Annotated in this window: 34 protein-coding genes; all 34 read left to right on the top strand. The window is 60.8% G+C overall.

The window, feature by feature from the left end; all coding sequences use genetic code 11:
* Positions 1-109: 109 nt before the first annotated feature.
* A complete protein-coding gene (locus CEK29_RS22685; protein WP_094798043.1) occupies positions 110-829 on the top strand; it encodes a response regulator transcription factor in 720 nt (239 codons plus the stop codon).
* Between the two features lie 758 nt (positions 830-1587).
* Positions 1588-1965 (top strand): 30S ribosomal protein S12, encoded by a 378-nt coding sequence (gene rpsL / locus CEK29_RS22680; protein WP_005017264.1) that lies wholly within the window; start codon positions 1588-1590, stop codon positions 1963-1965.
* Positions 1966-2133: 168 nt separating this feature from the next.
* Entirely contained in the window at positions 2134-2604 is a 471-nt protein-coding gene (gene rpsG / locus CEK29_RS22675; RefSeq protein WP_094798042.1) for a 30S ribosomal protein S7, read from the top strand.
* Between the two features lie 17 nt (positions 2605-2621).
* Positions 2622-4724: an elongation factor G gene (gene fusA, locus CEK29_RS22670; protein WP_094798041.1), complete on the top strand. Its 2103-nt coding sequence runs from the start codon at positions 2622-2624 to the stop codon at positions 4722-4724.
* 78 nt (positions 4725-4802) lie between these two features.
* Entirely contained in the window at positions 4803-5993 is a 1191-nt protein-coding gene (gene tuf / locus CEK29_RS22665) for an elongation factor Tu (protein WP_094798056.1), read from the top strand.
* A 61-nt stretch (positions 5994-6054) separates the two neighbouring features.
* Complete coding sequence (gene rpsJ, locus CEK29_RS22660) at positions 6055-6366, top strand: 30S ribosomal protein S10 (protein ID WP_012251770.1); 312 nt, start codon at positions 6055-6057, stop codon at positions 6364-6366.
* A 391-nt stretch (positions 6367-6757) separates the two neighbouring features.
* Positions 6758-7447, top strand: coding sequence for a 50S ribosomal protein L3 (gene rplC / locus CEK29_RS22655; protein WP_170948379.1), 690 nt, complete (start codon positions 6758-6760; stop codon positions 7445-7447).
* A 4-nt stretch (positions 7448-7451) separates the two neighbouring features.
* Positions 7452-8069 (top strand): 50S ribosomal protein L4, encoded by a 618-nt coding sequence (gene rplD, locus CEK29_RS22650; RefSeq protein ID WP_094798038.1) that lies wholly within the window; start codon positions 7452-7454, stop codon positions 8067-8069.
* Complete coding sequence (rplW, locus tag CEK29_RS22645) at positions 8066-8362, top strand: 50S ribosomal protein L23 (protein ID WP_005017278.1); 297 nt, start codon at positions 8066-8068, stop codon at positions 8360-8362. The genes rplD and rplW overlap by 4 nt, the downstream gene beginning before the upstream one ends.
* A complete protein-coding gene (gene rplB, locus CEK29_RS22640) occupies positions 8363-9190 on the top strand; it encodes a 50S ribosomal protein L2 (RefSeq protein WP_094798037.1) in 828 nt (275 codons plus the stop codon). It begins immediately after the preceding gene.
* A gap of 12 nt (positions 9191-9202) precedes the next feature.
* Entirely contained in the window at positions 9203-9478 is a 276-nt protein-coding gene (gene rpsS, locus CEK29_RS22635) for a 30S ribosomal protein S19 (RefSeq protein WP_094798036.1), read from the top strand.
* A 3-nt stretch (positions 9479-9481) separates the two neighbouring features.
* Positions 9482-9811 (top strand): 50S ribosomal protein L22, encoded by a 330-nt coding sequence (rplV, locus tag CEK29_RS22630; RefSeq protein ID WP_010925688.1) that lies wholly within the window; start codon positions 9482-9484, stop codon positions 9809-9811.
* Positions 9812-9820: 9 nt separating this feature from the next.
* A complete protein-coding gene (gene rpsC / locus CEK29_RS22625; protein WP_094798035.1) occupies positions 9821-10612 on the top strand; it encodes a 30S ribosomal protein S3 in 792 nt (263 codons plus the stop codon).
* 2 nt (positions 10613-10614) lie between these two features.
* Entirely contained in the window at positions 10615-11031 is a 417-nt protein-coding gene (rplP, locus tag CEK29_RS22620; protein ID WP_094798034.1) for a 50S ribosomal protein L16, read from the top strand.
* Positions 11032-11042: 11 nt separating this feature from the next.
* A complete protein-coding gene (rpmC, locus tag CEK29_RS22615; protein WP_094798033.1) occupies positions 11043-11234 on the top strand; it encodes a 50S ribosomal protein L29 in 192 nt (63 codons plus the stop codon).
* A gap of 2 nt (positions 11235-11236) precedes the next feature.
* On the top strand, positions 11237-11518 hold the full coding sequence (gene rpsQ, locus CEK29_RS22610) for a 30S ribosomal protein S17 (RefSeq protein WP_094798032.1): 282 nt from the start codon (positions 11237-11239) through the stop codon (positions 11516-11518).
* 808 nt (positions 11519-12326) lie between these two features.
* Complete coding sequence (rplN, locus tag CEK29_RS22605) at positions 12327-12695, top strand: 50S ribosomal protein L14 (protein WP_003806916.1); 369 nt, start codon at positions 12327-12329, stop codon at positions 12693-12695.
* 10 nt (positions 12696-12705) lie between these two features.
* Complete coding sequence (gene rplX / locus CEK29_RS22600; RefSeq protein WP_094798031.1) at positions 12706-13029, top strand: 50S ribosomal protein L24; 324 nt, start codon at positions 12706-12708, stop codon at positions 13027-13029.
* A 12-nt stretch (positions 13030-13041) separates the two neighbouring features.
* Positions 13042-13581, top strand: a complete 540-nt coding sequence (gene rplE / locus CEK29_RS22595) for a 50S ribosomal protein L5 (RefSeq protein ID WP_094798030.1) — start codon at positions 13042-13044, stop codon at positions 13579-13581.
* Between the two features lie 12 nt (positions 13582-13593).
* Positions 13594-13899, top strand: coding sequence for a 30S ribosomal protein S14 (rpsN, locus tag CEK29_RS22590; protein ID WP_094798029.1), 306 nt, complete (start codon positions 13594-13596; stop codon positions 13897-13899).
* 10 nt (positions 13900-13909) lie between these two features.
* Positions 13910-14305 (top strand): 30S ribosomal protein S8, encoded by a 396-nt coding sequence (gene rpsH / locus CEK29_RS22585; RefSeq protein ID WP_094798028.1) that lies wholly within the window; start codon positions 13910-13912, stop codon positions 14303-14305.
* Between the two features lie 12 nt (positions 14306-14317).
* Complete coding sequence (gene rplF, locus CEK29_RS22580; protein WP_094798027.1) at positions 14318-14851, top strand: 50S ribosomal protein L6; 534 nt, start codon at positions 14318-14320, stop codon at positions 14849-14851.
* Positions 14852-14872: 21 nt separating this feature from the next.
* Positions 14873-15238 carry a 50S ribosomal protein L18 gene (gene rplR, locus CEK29_RS22575; protein ID WP_094798026.1) on the top strand — a complete coding sequence of 122 codons (366 nt, stop codon included), beginning with the start codon at positions 14873-14875 and terminating at the stop codon, positions 15236-15238.
* Between the two features lie 15 nt (positions 15239-15253).
* A complete protein-coding gene (rpsE, locus tag CEK29_RS22570) occupies positions 15254-15775 on the top strand; it encodes a 30S ribosomal protein S5 (RefSeq protein ID WP_094798025.1) in 522 nt (173 codons plus the stop codon).
* 3 nt (positions 15776-15778) lie between these two features.
* On the top strand, positions 15779-15964 hold the full coding sequence (gene rpmD, locus CEK29_RS22565) for a 50S ribosomal protein L30 (protein WP_094798024.1): 186 nt from the start codon (positions 15779-15781) through the stop codon (positions 15962-15964).
* A 9-nt stretch (positions 15965-15973) separates the two neighbouring features.
* Positions 15974-16414, top strand: coding sequence for a 50S ribosomal protein L15 (rplO, locus tag CEK29_RS22560; protein ID WP_094798023.1), 441 nt, complete (start codon positions 15974-15976; stop codon positions 16412-16414).
* 14 nt (positions 16415-16428) lie between these two features.
* Positions 16429-17754 (top strand): preprotein translocase subunit SecY, encoded by a 1326-nt coding sequence (secY, locus tag CEK29_RS22555; RefSeq protein ID WP_094798022.1) that lies wholly within the window; start codon positions 16429-16431, stop codon positions 17752-17754.
* A gap of 9 nt (positions 17755-17763) precedes the next feature.
* Positions 17764-17982: a translation initiation factor IF-1 gene (gene infA, locus CEK29_RS22550; protein WP_003806927.1), complete on the top strand. Its 219-nt coding sequence runs from the start codon at positions 17764-17766 to the stop codon at positions 17980-17982.
* A gap of 34 nt (positions 17983-18016) precedes the next feature.
* Complete coding sequence (gene rpmJ / locus CEK29_RS22545; RefSeq protein WP_003806928.1) at positions 18017-18130, top strand: 50S ribosomal protein L36; 114 nt, start codon at positions 18017-18019, stop codon at positions 18128-18130.
* A gap of 41 nt (positions 18131-18171) precedes the next feature.
* Positions 18172-18537, top strand: a complete 366-nt coding sequence (rpsM, locus tag CEK29_RS22540; protein ID WP_025514374.1) for a 30S ribosomal protein S13 — start codon at positions 18172-18174, stop codon at positions 18535-18537.
* Between the two features lie 14 nt (positions 18538-18551).
* On the top strand, positions 18552-18953 hold the full coding sequence (gene rpsK / locus CEK29_RS22535; protein ID WP_003806930.1) for a 30S ribosomal protein S11: 402 nt from the start codon (positions 18552-18554) through the stop codon (positions 18951-18953).
* Positions 18954-18965: 12 nt separating this feature from the next.
* Positions 18966-19589 (top strand): 30S ribosomal protein S4, encoded by a 624-nt coding sequence (rpsD, locus tag CEK29_RS22530; protein ID WP_094798021.1) that lies wholly within the window; start codon positions 18966-18968, stop codon positions 19587-19589.
* A gap of 214 nt (positions 19590-19803) precedes the next feature.
* Positions 19804-20790 carry a DNA-directed RNA polymerase subunit alpha gene (locus CEK29_RS22525; protein WP_094798020.1) on the top strand — a complete coding sequence of 329 codons (987 nt, stop codon included), beginning with the start codon at positions 19804-19806 and terminating at the stop codon, positions 20788-20790.
* A 190-nt stretch (positions 20791-20980) separates the two neighbouring features.
* Positions 20981-21373, top strand: coding sequence for a 50S ribosomal protein L17 (gene rplQ / locus CEK29_RS22520; protein ID WP_094798019.1), 393 nt, complete (start codon positions 20981-20983; stop codon positions 21371-21373).
* Positions 21374-21413: the final 40 nt, after the last annotated feature.

Below are 21413 nucleotides of genomic sequence, written 5' to 3'. Positions count from 1 at the left end.
AAGCCAGCAATATGGCGCGACACTTGTTCCGATCGCATCGAGGTCCCGAGACACCGGACCCATGGGTGCGACATCGTGGCAAAGTGCCGCGGTGAGACTAGGCCTGGTTATGAAGCAATTGAGCACACTCATCATGGTGCCCGACACGACCAGCCGCACTCAAACTATCTCGGTGCTGCTGCAAGCGGGTATATCCACGCGGGGTTGTTCCACCCCGCTCGAACTTTTCAGTCTCCTCTCCGAAGACACCTACGACGCCGTCGTGCTGGACCTGACGGAGCTGGGCGAGCTCGGCTATGCGCTGATCGCGCGTCTGCGCGGGTCGCCGTCTCTGGGCATCGTGGCCACGGGACGGGACCTGTCCGTGGAGGCACGCCTGCGCTGCCTGCAGAGCGGCGCCGACACCTGCCTGACGGCGCCCGTCGACGCGCGCGAGCTCGCCTGTGTGTTGCTGGCGCTGGCGCGCCGGCTGCCCGTCTGGCAAAACGAACCCGCGCTATCCGAACTCGTCACGGTCGAGCCGGCCTCGGCGGGGCGCTGGGAGCTGCGCGACCAGGACTGGACGCTGGGCGCGCCCAACGGCGCCGCGCTGTCCCTGTCGGCCAACGAGCGGCAGGTCATGCGCGTGCTGCTCGAGACGCCCGGACGCGCGGTGACGCGCGAACAGCTTGCCGAAGAACTGGCCGCCGACGGCATGTCCGCCCGGGTGACCGGGGCGCGCAGCATCGACGTCGTGGTGAGCCGGCTGCGCCGCAAGGCGGAGCTGGCCGGCCTGATTCTGCCGGTGCGTACCGTTTACGGCAGCGGCTACCTGTTCGCCAATCCCTGATTCGTGCACGTCGCGCGGCCCGCGCCTGTGGATAAGTAAGCGCTCGCATTCGCGCAACGCCGCTCCTGTGGCTGTGCGCAGGTCTGTGGATAAATAGGGTTGCACCCCTGCACCGCGCGGCCGACCGGCCAAGCGCCCGCACACACGGCGGCCAGGTCGCCCGCGCCCACCGACATGGCAGGGGCCATGTTGCCCGCGGCCACCACCCGTGCGTCATCGTGCAAAAAATGAGCAGAGGTCTTTGACAGCGGTGGATAACTACGCTAAGCTGAAGGGCTTACTGCTTTATGCGCGCGCATAGCCATCTCCGGCCATAGGTCGTGGGGCTGCGGTGCGTGGGTAAAGATGGGTTGTCCGGGTGTCTGGTGGCGTTTCTCTCGAAGCTCCACCCCGATGCCAGGATGCAGATCCGGACTTTCCGGGTCCGGTCAGGTGGGTGCGTCACGAATCCGCCCGGCCGCAAGCCAATCTCTGTGGCGTTTCCGATACGGTGTATCCGGCAGCGTCATATTGTCGAATCCTTCACCCGCTACCGTCCCATTCCAGCATCCGGTTTCGATCAGCCCCAGTCTGCTGTTTAGCTGGGACGACTCGATTTGACTCTGCGCGTTTTTGCGCGCAAGACCCGCTCTTTTACGTAGATGAAACGTCAGGGGCGGTTTTGCGTGAACTGCCTCTCCAGGCCCCGCAGTAAGGTGCCCGGAGGACACGAGTACTCATGTACTTACCAGTGGTACGTAAAAGGGATTTCAAAGGTCATGCCTACCATTAGCCAACTCGTGCGCAAGCCGCGCGAAGTCAGCATCATCAAGAGCAAGAGCCCCGCGCTGGAGAACTGCCCCCAGCGTCGCGGCGTTTGCACCCGTGTCTACACCACCACCCCCAAGAAGCCGAACTCCGCTCTGCGTAAGGTTGCCAAGGTGCGTCTGACCAACGGTTACGAAGTCATTTCGTACATCGGCGGCGAAGGCCACAACCTGCAAGAGCACTCGGTCGTTCTGGTGCGTGGCGGTCGTGTGAAGGACTTGCCCGGTGTGCGTTACCACATCGTGCGCGGCTCCCTCGACCTGCAAGGCGTCAAGGACCGTAAGCAAGCCCGCTCGAAGTACGGCGCCAAGCGCCCGAAGAAGGCTTAATCGCAGTATCTGGAAGTACCCCAGGGACGCACTGGCGTCACCCGGGATGTGTGCAGCTGCGCCAGTAGGAATGCTGGAATAGTGTGCAGCACGTAAGGGGTCGTCTCTCTAGACGGCCATGGCCGTGCAGGAAGCACGGTTCAACTGAACAGACACAAGGAAGCAAAAATGCCCCGTCGTCGCGAAGTACCCAAGCGCGAGATTCTGCCCGATCCCAAGTTCGGCAGCGTCGAGCTCGCCAAGTTCATGAACGTTGTGATGCTGGACGGCAAGAAGGCCGTCGCCGAGCGCATCATTTATGGTGCCCTCGAGCAAGTCCAGGCCAAGACCGGCAAAGAGCCGATCGAAGTCTTCTCCCTGGCCATCAACAACATCAAGCCGATCGTCGAAGTGAAGAGCCGCCGCGTTGGCGGTGCCAACTACCAAGTGCCGGTTGAAGTGCGCCCCGTGCGCCGCCTGGCCCTGGCTATGCGTTGGCTCCGTGAAGCCGCCAAGAAGCGTGGCGAGAAGTCGATGGATCTGCGTCTGGCTGGCGAACTGATCGACGCCTCCGAAGGTCGTGGCGCCGCAATGAAGAAGCGCGAAGACACGCACAAGATGGCCGAAGCCAACAAGGCATTCAGCCATTTCCGCTGGTAATTTAAGGACTACCCACCATGGCCCGCAAAACCCCGATCGAGCGCTATCGCAACATTGGTATCTCTGCGCACATCGATGCAGGGAAAACCACCACGACCGAACGTATCCTGTTCTATACCGGCGTCAATCACAAGATTGGCGAAGTGCATGATGGCGCAGCCACCATGGACTGGATGGAGCAAGAGCAAGAGCGTGGCATCACCATCACGTCGGCTGCTACGACGGCGTTTTGGCGTGGCATGGCCGGCAACTTCCCCGAGCACCGCATTAACATCATCGACACCCCGGGACACGTGGACTTCACCATCGAGGTGGAACGTTCCATGCGCGTCCTGGACGGTGCCTGCATGGTGTACTGCGCCGTGGGTGGTGTGCAGCCCCAGTCGGAAACCGTTTGGCGCCAAGCCAACAAGTACGGTGTGCCGCGTCTGGCCTTCGTGAACAAGATGGACCGTACCGGCGCCAACTTCTTCAAGGTCTACGACCAGCTCCGTACCCGTCTGCGCGCTAACCCCGTGCCGATCGTCATCCCCATCGGTGCCGAAGACTCCTTCACCGGCGTCATCGACCTGATCAAGATGAAGGCGATCCTCTGGGACGAAGCCAGCCAGGGCACCAAGTTCGACTACGCCGACATCCCGGCCGAACTGCAGGCTACCGCCGACGAATGGCGCGAGAAGCTCGTCGAAGCGGCTGCTGAGTCGTCCGAAGAGCTGATGAACAAGTACCTTGAAACCGGCACGCTCGAAGAAGCCGAGATCAACGAAGCTGTTCGTCAACGCACCATCGCTGGCGAAATCCAGCCGATGCTGTGCGGCACCGCCTTCAAGAACAAGGGCGTGCAGCGCATGCTCGACGCGGTCATCGAATACCTGCCTTCGCCCGTCGATATCCCGCCGGTTGACGGCACGGACGACGACGGCAACGAAGTCAAGCGCGAAGCCAACGACGACGAGAAGTTCTCGGCGCTGGCCTTCAAGCTGATGAGCGATCCGTTCGTGGGTCAGCTGACCTTCGTGCGCGTTTACTCGGGCGTTCTGAAGTCGGGCGACACGGTCTACAACCCCATCAAGGGCAAGAAAGAGCGTATCGGCCGCATCCTGCAGATGCACGCGAACAACCGCGAGGAAATCAAGGAAGTTCTGGCTGGCGACATCGCCGCCGTCGTGGGCCTGAAGGACGTGACGACCGGCGAAACGCTGTGCGATGTCGATGCACACGTGACCCTCGAGCGCATGGAGTTCCCCGAGCCCGTGATCTCGCAGGCCGTCGAACCCAAGTCGAAGGCTGACCAAGAAAAGATGGGCCTGGCGCTGTCGCGTCTGGCCGCCGAAGATCCGTCGTTCCGCGTGCGCAGCGACGAAGAATCGGGCCAAACCATCATTTCGGGCATGGGCGAGCTCCACCTCGAAATTCTGGTCGATCGCATGAAGCGCGAATTCGGCGTGGAAGCCAACGTGGGCAAGCCCCAGGTTGCCTACCGCGAAACGATCCGCAAGACCTGCGAAGAAGTCGAAGGCAAGTTCGTCAAGCAGTCGGGCGGTCGCGGCCAGTACGGTCACGTGGTCCTGAAGGTCGAGCCGCTTCCCCCGGGCGGTGGCTACGAATTCGTGGACGCCATCAAGGGCGGCGTCGTGCCGCGCGAGTTCATCCCCGCGGTGGACAAGGGCATCCAGGAAACCCTGCCTGCTGGTATCCTTGCGGGTTACCCGGTGGTCGACGTCAAGGCAACGTTGTTCTTCGGTTCGTACCACGATGTGGACTCGAACGAAAACGCGTTCAAGATGGCCGGTTCGATGGCGTTCAAGGAAGGTATGCGTCGCGCATCGCCGGTCCTGCTGGAACCCATGATGGCCGTTGAAGTCGAAACGCCGGAAGACTACGCAGGCACCGTGATGGGCGATCTGTCCTCGCGTCGCGGCATGGTCCAGGGCATGGACGACATGGTCGGCGGCGGTAAGGTCATCAAGGCTGAAGTTCCTCTGGCCATGATGTTCGGTTACGCCACCAACCTGCGTTCGCTCACGCAAGGTCGTGCCACGTACACGATGGAATTCAAGCATTACTCCGAGGCCCCCAAGAACGTCGCTGACGAAGTCATCGCCGCTCGGGCCAAGTAAATACCGTCGCCGCGTCTCCCGTGATCCGGGGGGCGCGGCAAATATCCAAATTTCCTTGAAAGTCAAAGGATAGAGATCATGGCAAAAGGCAAGTTTGAACGTACCAAGCCGCACGTGAACGTGGGTACGATTGGTCACGTTGACCACGGCAAAACCACGCTGACGGCAGCAATCACGACGGTTCTGTCGACCAAGTTCGGCGGCGAAGCCAAGGGCTACGACCAGATCGACGCGGCACCTGAAGAAAAGGCACGCGGCATCACGATCAACACCGCTCACGTCGAGTACGAAACGCAATCGCGTCACTACGCGCACGTCGACTGCCCGGGCCACGCTGACTATGTGAAGAACATGATCACGGGCGCCGCGCAAATGGACGGCGCGATCCTGGTGGTGTCGGCCGCTGACGGCCCGATGCCGCAGACGCGTGAACACATCCTGCTGTCGCGCCAGGTTGGCGTGCCGTACATCATCGTCTTCCTGAACAAGGCTGACATGGTTGACGACGCCGAGCTGCTCGAGCTGGTGGAAATGGAAGTTCGCGAACTTCTTTCGAAGTACGACTTCCCGGGCGACGACACGCCGATCGTGAAGGGTTCGGCCAAGCTGGCGCTGGAAGGCGACAAGGGCGAACTGGGCGAGCAAGCGATTCTGGCCCTGGCCGAAGCGCTGGACACGTACATCCCGACGCCTGAGCGTGCCGTTGACGGCGCGTTCCTGATGCCGGTCGAAGACGTGTTCTCGATCTCGGGTCGCGGCACCGTGGTGACCGGCCGTATCGAGCGCGGTGTCGTCAAGGTTGGTGAAGAAATCGAAATCGTGGGTATCAGCCCCACGGTCAAGACGACCTGCACCGGCGTGGAAATGTTCCGCAAGCTGCTCGACCAAGGTCAAGCCGGCGACAACGTGGGCATCCTGCTGCGCGGCACCAAGCGTGAAGACGTCCAGCGCGGCCAAGTGCTGGCCAAGCCGGGCTCGATCACCCCGCACACGGACTTCACCGCCGAGGTGTACATCCTGTCGAAGGAAGAAGGCGGCCGTCACACCCCGTTCTTCAACGGCTATCGTCCCCAGTTCTACTTCCGCACGACGGACGTGACGGGCACGATCGATCTGCCGGCCGACAAGGAAATGGTTCTGCCGGGCGACAACGTCTCGATGGTCGTCAAGCTCCTGGCCCCCATCGCCATGGAAGAAGGCCTGCGCTTCGCCATCCGTGAAGGCGGTCGTACCGTCGGCGCCGGTGTCGTTGCCAAGATCCTCAAGTAAGTAGTGCCCAACAGCGAGGGGCGGCAAGCCGCCTCTCGCATCTCGTTCTTTAGGAAACGCCATGAAAAACCAAAAGATCCGCATCCGTCTGAAGGCCTTCGATTACAAGCTGATCGATCAGTCCGCAGCGGAAATCGTCGACACCGCCAAGCGTACCGGCGCTGTCGTGCGCGGTCCGGTTCCCCTGCCCACGCGTATTCGCCGCTATGACGTTCTGCGTTCGCCGCACGTCAACAAGAGCTCGCGTGATCAGTTCGAAATCCGCACCCATCAGCGCCTGATGGACATCGTGGATCCGACCGACAAGACCGTGGACGCCCTGATGCGTCTGGATCTGCCGGCCGGCGTCGACGTCGAAATCGCGCTGCAGTAAGGCATGCGGGCCTGACCTGGTCAGGTTCGACAAGATGGCCGTATCCCTCGGGATACGGCCATTTTGCATTTCGGCCACCGGCAGAGGCGGGTACCGTCCGGTACCAGGACGCCTCAAGTGAGCGGCCACTCTCGCCGGCAGGCGCACGCGAGCGGGCAGGGCGCCGCGGCCATCTGGGGCGTTGCGACCAAAGGCGGCGATGCCTGTTGCGCCGGCCGCACAAACTCAGCCCGTTCACGCCCGCCAAACGGCGCTAAGTGCTTGTGTTGGCTGGAAAAACCGTGCTAATATGCAAAGCTTGCCATTTTGTGGCAAGAGCAACTGTAGGGCGAAGGCCGTTACCTTTTGCCTGATTAGCCCCGACCAATCGCAGTCGGGAATGGAGAAAACGATGTCGAATACGACACCCACGCCCGCCGCGCATCGGCTGGGTCTGGTGGGTCGCAAGGTCGGCATGACCCGCATTTTTACCGAGGATGGTGAATCCATTCCGGTGACCGTGCTGGACGTGTCCAACAACCGTGTGACTCAAGTCAAGTCCCTGGAATCCGACGGCTACGCCGCCATCCAAGTGACTTATGGCACCCGTCGCGCCTCGCGCGTGGCCAAGGCTCAGGCCGGCCACTACGCCAAGGCCAGCGCCGAAGCCGGCAGCATCCTGAAGGAATTCCGTCTCGATCCCACCCGCGCTGCCGAATTCACGGCCGGCTCGGTGATCGCCGTTGAATCTGTCTTTGAAGCCGGCCAACAGGTCGACGTCACGGGCACGACGATCGGTAAGGGTTTCGCCGGTACCATCAAGCGCCACCACTTCGGTTCGCAACGTGCTTCGCACGGTAACTCGCGTTCGCACCGCGTTCCTGGCTCGATCGGCCAGGCACAGGATCCGGGTCGTATTTTCCCGGGTAAGCGCATGGCGGGTCACCTGGGTGATGTCACCCGCACGGTGCAAAACCTCGACGTGGTTCGCGTCGATGTCGAACGCGGTCTGCTGTTGGTCAAGGGCGCTGTCCCCGGCCACGCTGGCGGCGATGTCATCGTCCGTCCGGCCGTCAAGGCCCCGGCGAAGAAGGGAGCATAAGTAAATGGATCTCAAGCTCCTGAACGATCAAGGTCAGGCCGCTACGTTCAGCGCGCCCGACACCATCTTCGGTCGCGACTTCAACGAAGCGCTGGTTCACCAGATCGTGGTGGCCTATCAGGCCAATGCCCGTAGCGGCAACCGCGCTCAGAAGGACCGTGCCGAAGTCAAGCACTCCACCAAGAAGCCCTGGCGCCAAAAGGGTACCGGCCGCGCTCGCGCCGGTATGACTTCGTCGCCGCTGTGGCGTGGGGGTGGTCGCGCGTTCCCGAACTCGCCCGAAGAGAACTTCAGCCAGAAGGTCAACAAGAAGATGTACCGCGCTGGCCTGCGTTCGATTCTGTCGCAGCTCGCCCGCGAAGACCGCATCGCCGTTGTCGATACCTTCTCGCTCGAATCGCCCAAGACCAAGCTGGCTGCCGCCAAGCTGAAGAACCTGGGTCTGGATTCGGTCCTGATCATCACCGACTCCGTCGATGAAAATATTTACCTCGCCACGCGCAACCTGCCGCACGTTGCCGTGATCGAGCCCCGTTATGCCGATCCGTTGTCGCTGATCCACTACAAGAAAGTGCTGATCACCAAGCCGGCCATCGCTCAACTCGAGGAGATGCTGGGATGAACGCCGAACGCTTGATGCAAGTCATTCTGGCGCCGGTCGTGACTGAAAAAGCCACGTTCGTTGCCGAGAAGAATCAGCAAATCGCTTTCCGTGTCGTGGCTGATGCCACCAAGCCGGAGATCAAGGCTGCCGTCGAACTCCTGTTCAAGGTGCAGGTCGAAGCCGTGCAGGTCCTCAACCGTAAGGGCAAAGTCAAGCGCTTTGGCCGATTCGTTGGCCGTCGTCGCAATGAGCGCAAGGCTTACGTGTCGCTCAAGGACGGCCAGGAAATCGACTTTGCGGAGGTGAAGTAAATGGCCCTCGTTAAAGTAAAGCCGACCTCGGCTGGTCGCCGTGGCATGGTGAAGGTTGTCAGCCCGAACCTGCACAAGGGTGAGCCCTACGCTCCCCTGCTGGAAAAGAAGACCCGTGGCTCGGGCCGCAACAACAATGGCCACATCACTGTGCGCCATCGTGGTGGTGGTCACAAGCAGCACTATCGCGTGGTGGATTTCCGTCGCAACAAGGACGGCATTCCCGCGAAGGTTGAGCGTCTGGAATACGACCCCAACCGTACCGCGCACATCGCGCTGCTGTGCTACGCCGATGGCGAACGTCGCTACATCATCGCTCCGCGCGGTCTGGAAGTGGGCGCCACGCTGATCTCGGGCATCGAAGCCCCGATCCGTGCTGGTAACACCCTGCCGATCCGCAACATCCCGGTGGGTACGACGATTCACTGCATCGAAATGATTCCTGGCAAGGGTGCTCAGATGGTTCGTTCGGCCGGCGCTTCCGCCGTCCTGATGGCCCGCGAAGGCACGTACGCTCAGGTGCGTCTGCGCTCCGGCGAAGTTCGCCGCGTGCACATCGAATGCCGTGCCACCATCGGTGAAGTCGGTAACGAAGAACACAGCCTGCGCCAAATCGGCAAGGCCGGCGCCATGCGTTGGCGCGGTATCCGCCCGACGGTTCGTGGTGTTGCCATGAACCCGATCGACCACCCGCACGGTGGTGGTGAAGGCCGTACCGGCGAAGCTCGCGAACCGGTCAGCCCGTGGGGTACTCCGGCGAAGGGCTTCAAGACCCGTCGCAACAAGCGGACGAACAATATGATCGTCCAACGGCGCAAGCGCAAGTAAGAGGCGAACACTATGTCACGTTCGATCAAGAAAGGCCCGTTTGTCGACGCTTACCTGATCAAAAAGGTGGATACGGCTGTCGCGGGCAAAGACAAGAAGCCGATCAAGACCTGGTCGCGTCGTTCCACGATCCTGCCGGAGTTCATCGGCCTGACGATCGCTGTGCACAACGGCCGTCAACACGTTCCCGTTTACATCAACGAGAACATGGTCGGTCACAAGCTCGGCGAGTTCGCGCTGACCCGTACGTTCAAGGGTCACGCCGCGGACAAGAAGGCGAAGAGGTAATCGATGGAAACTACTGCCATTATCCGTGGTGTTCACATCTCGGCCCAGAAGACCCGTCTGGTTGCGGACCTGATCCGCGGCAAGTCGGTGGCTCAAGCCCTGAACATCCTTACCTTCTCCCCGAAGAAGGCTGCCGTCATCCTGAAGAAGGCTGTCGAGTCCGCCATCGCCAACGCCGAGCACAACGACGGCGCCGATATCGACGAGCTGAAGGTCACCACGATTTTCGTGGACAAGGCGCAATCGATGAAGCGTTTCTCGGCTCGCGCCAAGGGCCGCGGCAACCGTATCGAGAAGCAGACCTGCCATATCACGGTCAAGGTCGGAGCTTAAGGAGTCACGATGGGTCAGAAAATTCACCCCACTGGGTTCCGTCTCGCGGTCACCCGTAACTGGTCCTCGCGTTGGTACGCGGACGACAAGGCCTTCGGCGGCATGCTCGCCGAAGACATCCGCGTGCGCGAATACCTGAAGAAGAAGCTCAAGAGCGCTTCCGTCGGTCGCGTCGTCATCGAGCGTCCCGCCAAGAACGCCCGCATCACCGTCTACTCGGCTCGTCCGGGCGTGGTGATCGGCAAGCGTGGCGAAGACATCGAAAGCCTGAAGGCCGATCTGCAGCGTCTGATGGGCGTGCCCGTGCACGTCAACATCGAGGAAATCCGCAAGCCGGAAACCGACGCTCAGCTGATCGCCGACTCGATCTCGCAGCAGCTCGAAAAGCGCATCATGTTCCGCCGCGCCATGAAGCGCGCCATGCAGAACGCAATGCGTCTGGGCGCTCAGGGCATCAAGATCATGAGCTCGGGCCGTCTGAACGGTATCGAAATTGCGCGTACCGAGTGGTACCGCGAAGGCCGTGTGCCGCTTCACACGCTGAAGGCGAACATCGATTACGGCACCTCCGAAGCCCACACCACCTACGGTGTGATCGGCATCAAGGTGTGGGTCTACAAGGGCGACATGCTGGCCAATGGCGAGCTGCCCGTCGAGACCGCCGCCCCGCGTGAAGAAGAGCGTCGTCCGCGTCGCGCCCCCCGTGGCGATCGTCCGGATGGTGCCCGCAACGGTCGTCCGGGTGGTCGCGGTCGTGCTCCCCGCAAGGCGGACGCGGCTCCGGCTCCTGAAGGAGAATAACCATGCTGCAACCCTCTCGCAGAAAATATCGCAAAGAGCAGAAGGGCCGCAACACCGGTCTGGCGACCCGTGGTACGCACGTGTCGTTCGGCGAGTTCGGCCTCAAGGCTACTGGCCGTGGCCGTCTGACCGCTCGTCAGATCGAAGCTGCTCGTCGTGCTATCAACCGTCACATCAAGCGCGGTGGCCGGATCTGGATCCGTATCTTCCCCGACAAGCCGATCTCGCAAAAGCCGGCTGAAGTCCGGATGGGTAACGGTAAGGGCAACCCGGAGTACTGGGTCGCTGAAATCCAGCCCGGCAAGGTGCTCTACGAAATGGAAGGGGTCAGCGAAGAGCTGGCGCGCGAGGCGTTCCGCCTGGCCGCTGCCAAGCTGCCGATCGCGACCACGTTCGTTGCGCGTCATATCGGTGCTTAAGGAGTACAAATATGAAAGCTAGCGAACTCCGTTCGAAAGACGCCGCCGAGCTGGGCAAAGAGCTCGAGAGCCTGCTGAAGGCGCAATTTGGTCTGCGCATGCAGAAGGCAACGCAGCAGCTTGGTAACACCACCCAGCTGCGCAACGTGCGTCGCGACATCGCGCGTGTGCGTACCTTGCTGACTCAGAAGGCAGGGGAATAAACATGAGCGAAACGCAAAACACCCAGGTCACCAAGCGCCAGCGCACGCTGGTTGGCAAGGTCGTCAGCAACAAGATGGACAAGACTGTCGTCGTTCTGGTCGAACGCCGCGTCAAGCACCCCATCTACGGCAAGATCGTCATGCGCTCGGCCAAGTACAAGGCTCACGACGAATCGAACCAGTACAACGAAGGCGACACCGTCGAGATCGCAGAAGGCCGTCCCATCTCCCGCTCCAAGGCGTGGAAGGTGGTTCGCCTGGTCGAAGCGGCCCGCGTCATCTGAAGTACCTTGCGCCGCGGCTCCGGCCGCGGCTGCATTGAAACGGCATGGAACAGGCTTCCATGCCGTTTTTTATTGAGTAGGGGATTCTGTGCCCGCGTGGCATCCCGGCAACGCCCGGTATCCGCGTTACGTGCGCATGTGCACCACGCAGGCGAACGCGGTACCGAAGTGCTCACTATCGCTGTATCCCATGTTCCAGGCCGTCTACGGACTGCAGGATGGGGTGGCGCCAGGTGGGCCGCTAAGCCGGCGCGCGCGCGATGGCGATGCATCCCCTGATTCGAGTTTGCTCCGTATGTTGTCGCAAGCGCACACGTCCTTGTTTTTTCAAGCAAAACAGGCTTGCGTTCGCCAAACCGGCGGGGTAGAATAACCAGCTTTCCCAAATTGTTAGTTGGGTTGGCCTAGGTACCAGAGTCAAAATCCAGATTCAAATCCGGATTCGCAGGGCCACAGATTTACGGGCAAATCCCGAAGGCTATGAGAGCGAGAGTAGAACTACTACTGCAGCTCCATGCGCTGGGTGTCGCAAGACAAACAGCTTCAGCCAGGAGGGTGAGCGCGGCGGGCATCAGCAGATGTGTGCGGCGTGCGCGTAATGTGGGGTTCGGGGCGGATAAACCTGGTGTACTGCCTAGTGCCGCTTCGGCTTACTTTGCAGGGAAATTTCCGCAGGATTTCAACCCAGGGTCGTCATCGCGTCATTCTCGACGAGGTAACGGACCTGACGGGACCAAAACTGGCAGGAAATACGGGCCTACCCAGCAGGGAAGGGCGTGTTTTCAGTTAAGTTGGAACAGGAAAAATCATGATCCAAATGCAGACCACGCTGGACGTGGCCGATAACACTGGTGCGCGTGCTGTCATGTGCATCAAGGTGCTCGGTGGCTCCAAGCGCCGCTATGCCGGAATCGGCGACATCATCAAGGTGAGCGTCAAAGATGCGGCTCCGCGCGGACGCGTCAAGAAAGGCGAAATTTACAACGCTGTGGTGGTTCGTACCGCCAAGGGCGTGCGCCGTAAAGACGGTTCGCTGATTCGTTTCGGTGGCAATGCCGCCGTGTTGCTCAATGCCAAGCTGGAGCCCATCGGCACCCGCATCTTCGGGCCCGTTACGCGTGAACTGCGTACCGAGCGCTTCATGAAGATCGTGTCGCTGGCCCCGGAAGTGCTGTAAGGAGCCCGCGATGAACAAGATCCGTAAAGGCGACGAAGTCATCGTTTTGACTGGCCGTGACAAGACCCGTCGCGGCACCGTGCTGGCCCGCGTTGACGCCGACCACGTTCTGGTCGAAGGCGTGAACGTCGTGAAGAAGCACGTGAAGGCCAACCCCATGGCCAACAACCCCGGCGGTATCGTCGAAAAGACGCTCCCGATCCATATCTCGAACGTGGCGCTGTTCAACCCCGCGACTGGCAAGGCCGATCGCGTCGGCATCAAGGTTGAGGAAGACGGCAGCAAGGTTCGCGTGTTCCGTTCCAATGGTGCCGTGGTCGGCGCCAAGGCGTAAGGGGCGAAAAACATGTCTCGTTTGCAAGAGTTTTACAAGAGCAAGGTCGCTGCCGACCTGCAAGCCAAGTTCGGCTACAAGAGCGTGATGGAAGTGCCCCGCATCACCAAGATCACCCTGAACATGGGTGTCTCGGAAGCGGTCGCCGACAAGAAGGTCATCGAGCACGCTGTGTCGGACCTGACCAAGATCGCCGGTCAAAAGCCCGTCATCACCAAGACGCGCAAAGCTATCGCGGGTTTCAAGATCCGTGAAAACTACCCGATCGGTTGCATGGTCACGCTGCGTGGTCAACGCATGTACGAATTCCTGGATCGCCTGGTTGCGGTCGCGCTGCCGCGCGTGCGTGACTTCCGTGGTATCTCGGGTCGTGCATTCGACGGCCGTGGCAACTACAACATCGGGGTGAAAGAGCAGATCATTTTCCCCGAAATCGAGTACGACAAGATCGACGCGCTGCGTGGGCTGAACATCAGCATCACCACGTCCGCCAAGACCGACGAAGAAGCCAAGGCGCTGTTGACGGCCTTCAGCTTCCCGTTCCGTAACTAAGGGGCTGATGACGTGGCTAAACTCTCCCTCATCAATCGCGACATCAAGCGCGCCAAGCTGGCTGACAAGTTTGCAGCCAAGCGCGTGGAATTGAAGGCGATTATCGACGACCAGTCGAAGACTGACGAAGAACGTTACCAAGCTCGGCTCAAGCTGCAACAGCTGCCGCGCAATGCCAACCCGACTCGCCAACGCAATCGTTGCGTGGTCACCGGTCGTCCTCGCGGTGTGTTCCGCAAGTTCGGTCTGACCCGTCACAAACTGCGTGAAATGGCCATGAAGGGCGAAGTTCCCGGCATGACCAAGGCCAGCTGGTAGGAGAACGAATATGAGCATGAGCGATCCCATCGCCGATATGCTGACCCGCATTCGCAATGCGCAGCAAGTCGACAAAGTCACGGTGAACATGCCCTCCTCGAAGCTGAAAGTGGCAATTGCCACCGTGCTGAAAGATGAAGGCTATATCGATGGCTTCGAGATCAAGGGCACCCAGGCCAAGCCTGAGCTCGAGATCACCCTGAAGTACTACGCCGGCCGTCCGGTTATCGAGCGCATCGAACGCGTCTCGCGCCCCGGTCTGCGTATCTACAAGGGCCGTACCAGCATTCCTCAGGTCATGAACGGCCTGGGTGTGGCTATCGTTTCGACCTCGCGCGGCGTGATGACCGACCGCAAGGCTCGCGCCAATGGCGTGGGCGGCGAAGTGCTGTGCTACGTGGCCTAAGGAGAAATTCTAATGTCGCGTATCGCTAAATATCCGGTCGAACTGCCCAAGGGTGTTGAAGCCAACATCCAGCAGGATCAGATCACCGTCAAGGGCCCGCTGGGTTCCCTGGACCAGGCGCTGACCGGTGACGTGAACATCGTTCTGGAAGGCAGCAAGCTCACGTTTGCCGCCGCCGACGAGTCCCGTCACGCCAACGCCATGTCGGGCACCGTGCGCGCCCTGGTCGCCAACATGGTGACCGGTGTGAGCAAGGGCTTCGAACGCAAGCTGAACCTCGTAGGCGTGGGCTATCGTGCCCAGGTCCAAGGTGATGCCGTCAAGCTGCAACTCGGTTTCTCCCACGACGTCGTGCACAAGCTGCCCGCCGGCGTGAAGGCCGAGTGCCCCACCCAGACGGAAATCATCATCAAGGGCCCGAACAAGCAAGTCGTCGGTCAGGTGGCCGCTGAAATCCGCGCGTACCGCGAACCCGAACCCTACAAGGGCAAGGGCGTGCGTTACTCGGACGAACGCGTCGTCATCAAAGAAACCAAGAAGAAATAACGGCGCACGCAAGGACGAATCATGGACAAAAAAGTATCCCGTTTGCGTCGTGCGGTTCCGACCCGTCGGAAGATCACGCAGCTCGGCGTTCATCGCCTCTCGGTCTTCCGCTCGAACCTGCACATCTACGCGAACATCATTTCGCCGGAAGGCGATCGTGTGGTCGTCAGCGCCTCGACGCTGGAAGCCGAAGTGCGCACCCAACTGGCTGGCCAGACTGGCGCGGGTGGCAATGCCGCCGCCGCCGCTCTGATCGGCAAGCGTGTCGCCGAAAAGGCCAAGGCCGCCGGTATCGAACTGGTTGCCTTCGATCGCTCGGGCTTTCGTTACCATGGCCGCGTCAAGGCGCTGGCCGATGCCGCGCGTGAAGCCGGCCTGAAGTTCTAAGCGAGGATCTGTCAAATGGCTAAAGTACAAGGCAAGGGCGCCGCGGAAAAAGAGAACGACGACGGCCTGCGCGAAAAGATGATCGCGGTCAACCGCGTCAGCAAGGTTGTGAAGGGTGGTCGCACCATGAGCTTCGCAGCGCTGACCGTGGTTGGCGATGGCGACGGCCGCATCGGCATGGGCAAGGGCAAGGCGCGTGAAGTGCCGGTCTCGGTCCAGAAGGCGATGGAACAGGCCCGTCGTGGCATGTTCAAGGTTGCTCTGAAGAACGGCACGCTGTTCCACACTGTGGTCGGCAAGCACGGCGCCTCGACGGTGCTGATCTCGCCGGCAGCTGAAGGTACCGGCGTGATCGCCGGCGGCCCGATGCGCGCTATTTTCGAAGTGATGGGTGTGCGTAACGTGGTTGCCAAGAGCCTCGGCTCGAGCAACCCCTACAACATGGTTCGCGCCACGTTGAATGGTCTGCGCGCTTCCCTGACTCCGGCGGAAGTTGCTGCCAAGCGCGGCAAGTCCGTCGAAGAAATCCTGGGGTAAATCATGGCTCAGAAGCAGATCAAAGTTACGCTCGTGCGCTCTGTGATCGGTACGAAGCAGTCCCACCGCGACACCGTTCGTGGTCTGGGTCTGCGCGGCCTGAACAGCAGCCGCGTTCTGGTCGACACGCCCGAGGTTCGCGGGATGATCCGTAAAGTGGATTATCTGGTGACCGTCTCGGAAGCCTAAGGAATCACGATGTCGAATATTCAACTCAATTCGCTGAAGCCCGCCGAGGGTGCCAAGCACGCCAAGCGCCGCGTCGGCCGTGGCATCGGTTCGGGTCTGGGTAAGACCGCCGGCCGTGGTCACAAGGGTCAGAAGTCGCGTTCGGGCGGTTTCCACAAGGTTGGCTTCGAAGGCGGTCAGATGCCGCTGCAGCGTCGTCTGCCCAAGCGCGGTTTCACCCCGCTGGGTCAGCACCTCCACGCTGAAGTGCGCCTGTCCGACCTGCAGGCTCTGTCCGTCGAAGAAGTCGACGTGCAGGCCCTGAAGGCTGCTGGCGTGGTTGGCCAAGGCGTTCGTTACGCCAAGGTCATCAAGTCGGGTGAACTCTCGCGCAAAGTGGTGCTTCGCGGCATCACGGCAACGGCCGGCGCTCGCGCCGCGATCGAAGCCGCGGGCGGTTCGCTTGCTTGATAGCGAGGTGACGCGTGGCTAATGCGCAGGCACTGGGCAAATCCGGTTCGCGGTACGGCGATCTTAAACGCCGTCTCGTGTTCCTGATTCTCGCCCTTGTGGTTTACCGTCTCGGTACTCACATCCCCGTTCCGGGCATCAATCCGGACGCGCTGGCGGACTTGTTCCGCCAGAACCAGGGCGGGATCCTGGGCCTGTTCAACATGTTCTCGGGCGGTGCGCTTTCGCGCTTTTCGATCTTTGCCCTGGGGATCATGCCGTACATTTCGGCATCCATCATCATGCAGTTGATGTCGGTGGTGGTGCCGTCGCTGGAAGCGCTCAAGAAAGAGGGCGAAGCCGGCCGGCGCAAGATCACCCAGTACACCCGCTACGGCACTGTGTTGCTGGCGCTGGTGCAAGCTGTGGGCATTTCGGTGGCGCTGGAATCGCAGCCTGGTCTTGTTGTCGATCCGGGCATGTTGTTCCGCTTTACCACGGTGGTGACCCTGGTCACCGGCACCATGTTCGTCATGTGGCTGGGTGAACAGATCACTGAGCGTGGTCTGGGTAACGGGATCTCGATTCTGATCTTCGCCGGTATCGTCGCGGGCTTGCCCACGGCGCTGGCCGGGCTGCTGGATCTGGTGCGTACCAATGCGATGTCGGTGCTGTCGGCACTGTTCATCGTGGCGCTGGTGGTGCTCGTGACGGCGTTCGTCGTGTTCGTAGAACGCGGTCAACGCAAGATCACGGTCAACTACGCAAAGCGTCAGGTGGGCAACAAGGTCTACGGTGGTCAGAGCTCGCATCTGCCGCTCAAGCTGAACATGGCAGGTGTGATTCCGCCGATCTTCGCATCGTCGATCATCCTGTTCCCGGCCACGATCACGAGCTGGTTTTCCACCGGCGAGAGCATGATCTGGCTGCGGGACCTGGCTGCCGCGCTCGAACCTCGTCAACCGCTTTACATCACGCTGTATTCGGTCGCGATCATCTTCTTCTGCTTTTTCTACACGGCTCTGGTGTTCAACAGCCGCGAAACGGCAGACAACCTGAAGAAGAGCGGTGCGTTCGTCCCGGGCATTCGTCCTGGTGAGCAAACCGCGCGTTACATCGACAAGATCCTGATGCGTCTCACGCTGGCTGGTGCCCTGTACATCACGCTGGTGTGTTTGCTCCCGGAATTCTTGGTGATGCGTTGGAACGTACCGTTCTACTTTGGTGGAACGTCCCTGTTGATTATTGTTGTGGTGACGATGGATTTCATGGCGCAAGTACAGGCCTACATGATGTCGCACCAATACGACTCGCTGCTCAAGAAGGCCAACTTCAAGGGTTCGGGTTTGCCCATGCGGTAAGCAAAAATAATGTCCAAGGACGACGTCATCCAGATGCAGGGCGAGGTTCTTGAGAACCTCCCCAACGCGACATTCCGCGTCAAGCTCGAAAACGGCCACGTGGTGTTGGGCCATATTTCCGGCAAGATGCGCATGCATTACATCCGGATTCTGCCTGGCGACAAGGTCACAGTGGAGCTCACGCCCTACGACCTGACACGAGCACGAATTGTCTTCCGCTCCAAGTGAAGCGGACCGGGTTACGGAAAATTAGGAGTCAACCATGAAAGTAATGGCATCGGTTAAGCGGATCTGCCGCAACTGCAAAGTTATCAAACGTCACGGCGTGGTGCGCGTCATCTGCACTGACCCGCGTCACAAGCAGCGTCAAGGCTAACCCCAGGTTAGTGACGCAACGGATTAATTCAAGGAACAGTCATGGCCCGTATTGCTGGCATTAACATTCCGCCGCAACAGCACGCCGAGATCGGCCTGACCGCCATTTTTGGCATCGGTCGTACGCGCGCCCGCAAGATTTGCGAAGCTGCTGGTGTACCCGTTACCAAAAAGGTCAAGGATCTGACCGACGCCGAGTTGGAGCGCATCCGTGAACACGTTGGCGTGTTCACCGTTGAAGGCGACCTGCGTCGTGAAGTACAGCTCTCGATCAAGCGTTTGATCGACCTGGGTACGTATCGCGGTATGCGTCACAAGCGCGGCCTGCCCGTACGTGGCCAGCGCACTCGCACCAACGCTCGCACCCGTAAGGGCCCGCGTCGTGCTGCTGCGTCCCTGAAGAAATAATCGAGGAATAGATTATGGCGAAAGCTTCCACCAGCGGCGCTTCGCGCGTGCGCAAAAAGGTCAAGAAGAACGTCTCGGACGGCATCGCGCACGTTCACGCGTCGTTCAACAACACCATCATCACCATCACCGACCGTCAAGGCAACGCTCTGTCGTGGGCGACCTCGGGTGGTGCTGGCTTCAAGGGCTCGCGCAAGTCGACCCCGTTCGCCGCTCAGGTGGCAGCGGAAACGGCTGGCCGCGTGGCGATGGAATACGGCATCAAGACGCTCGAAGTTCGCATCAAGGGCCCCGGTCCTGGCCGCGAATCGTCGGTCCGCGCGCTCAACGCGCTGGGCATCAAGATCTCGAGCATTGCCGACATCACGCCCGTTCCGCACAACGGCTGCCGTCCGCCGAAGCGTCGTCGTATCTAAAGGGAATCCAAAATGGCTCGTTATACTGGACCCAAGTGCAAGCTCTCGCGCCGCGAGGGTACTGACCTGTTCCTGAAGAGCGCCCGTCGCTCGCTGGATTCCAAGTGCAAGCTGGATTCCAAGCCCGGTCAGCATGGCCGCACTTCGGGTGCCCGCACCTCCGACTACGGTCTGCAGCTGCGTGAAAAGCAAAAACTGAAGCGCATGTACGGCGTGCTGGAAAAGCAGTTCCGCAAGTACTTCGCTGAAGCCGAACGCCGCCGTGGCAACACCGGCGAAACGCTGATCCAGCTGCTGGAATCGCGTCTGGACAACGTCGTCTACCGCATGGGCTTCGGCTCGACGCGCGCCGAAGCTCGCCAGCTGGTGAGCCACCGCGCCATCGAACTGAACGGCCACACGGCTGACATCGCTTCGATGCTGGTCAAGGCCGGTGACATCATCACCGTGCGTGAAGCCGCCAAGAAGCAAGGTCGTATCCGCGAAGCGCTGGATCTGGCTTCGAGCATCGGCATCCCGCAATGGGTCGAAGTCGACACCAGCAAGATGGCCGGTACGTTCAAGTCGGCACCCGATCGCGCTGACGTCGCTCGCGACATCAACGAATCGATGGTCGTCGAACTGTACTCGCGTTGATTGCAGCAGGCCCCGTCTCGCACGGGGCTCGCTTTGCATCACCGCGGTCAGCCGCGCACGTCATACCGCACAGCCCGCCCTCGCCAATTTGGCGTGGCGGGCTTTGCGGTAGTAATGCCCGGTGCTCTCCGGCACCGTATGTTTTGCAGTCCCCCTTCATTCCATCAGCCTTATCGGTGTAACGAGCCGAGGGTATTGAAAAGGAAATCAGTACATGTCCACTCAAGGTTTTCTGAAGCCGCGCTCCATTGAAGTCGAACCGGTTGGTGCCAATCACGCCAAGATCGTGATGGAACCGTTCGAACGCGGTTACGGCCACACGCTGGGCAACGCCCTGCGCCGCATTCTGCTCTCCTCGATGACCGGCTACGCGCCGACCGAAGTGCAGATGACCGGTGTGGTGCACGAATACTCGACCATCCCGGGCGTTCGCGAAGATGTCGTCGACATCCTGCTGAACCTGAAGGGCGTGGTCTTCAAGCTGCACAACCGTGACGAAGTCACGCTCGTGCTGCGCAAGAATGGTGCTGGCCAGGTGCTGGCGAGCGACATCGAGCTGCCGCACGACGTCGAGATCATCAACCCCGATCACCCCATCTGCAATCTGACCGACGCTGGCAAGCTCGAGATGCAGATCAAGGTCGAGAAGGGCCGTGGCTACGTGCCCGGTAACGTGCGCGCGCTGTCGGAAGACCGCACCCACACGATCGGCCGCATCGTGCTGGACGCCTCGTTCTCGCCGGTTCGCCGCGTAAGCTACGCCGTCGAAAGCGCCCGTGTGGAACAGCGTACCGACCTGGACAAGCTGGTGCTGGACATCGAAACCAACGGCGTGATCTCGCCCGAGGAAGCGGTGCGCCAATCGGCTCGCATCCTGATGGATCAGATCTCGGTGTTCGCCGCCCTCGAAGGCGCTGGTGATTCGTACGAAGCCCCGGTCCGCGGCACGCCGCAGATCGACCCGGTGCTGCTGCGCCCGGTCGACGACCTGGAGCTGACGGTGCGTTCGGCCAACTGCCTGAAGGCCGAAAACATCTACTACATCGGCGACCTGATCCAGCGTACCGAGAACGAACTGCTCAAGACCCCGAACCTGGGTCGCAAGTCGCTCAACGAGATCAAGGAAGTGCTGGCCGCACGCGGCCTGACGCTCGGCATGAAGCTCGAAAACTGGCCCCCGCTGGGCCTCGAGCGCCCGTAAGTCATATCCGGCAGCCGGCCCGATGGCGGGCGGGTTGCCGATGTTCCGCCGCCGGCTCACGCCGGTGGCGGGGCGAACCGAGCATCAATCGATGCAATTCTTTTTACCGGACCGCGTCCTGGCAACAGGCGATAGAAGAACCGGATAACCAGATGGCGGAAACGCTGTCGCTAGATTCAAAGGAAATACCATGCGTCACGGTAACGGCCTGCGTAAGCTCAATCGCACCAGCAGCCATCGTCTCGCCATGTTCCGCAACATGGCCGTTTCGCTGATCACTCACGAAGCGATCAAGACCACGCTGCCCAAGGCGAAAGAACTGCGCCGCGTCATCGAACCCCTCATCACGCTGGGCAAGGAGCCCACGCTCGCGAACAAGCGCCTGGCTTTTGCCCGTCTGCGCGATCGCGACGCCGTGGTCAAGCTGTTCGCCGAAATCGGCCCGCGCTACGCGGCCCGTAACGGCGGCTACACCCGTGTCCTGAAGATGGGCTTCCGTCAGGGCGACAACGCTCCCATGGCTTTCATGGAGCTGGTCGACCGTCCGGAAGTGGATGCTTCCGAAGCAGACGCCGCCGAATAAATTCGGCGCGACTCGCGGCAAAAGCGGACCCTCGTGGTCC

The sequence above is a fragment of the Bordetella genomosp. 5 genome, assembly GCF_002261475.1.
GTDB lineage: Bacteria > Pseudomonadota > Gammaproteobacteria > Burkholderiales > Burkholderiaceae_B > Bordetella.
This window is presented reverse-complemented; position numbering and strand designations above follow the sequence as displayed.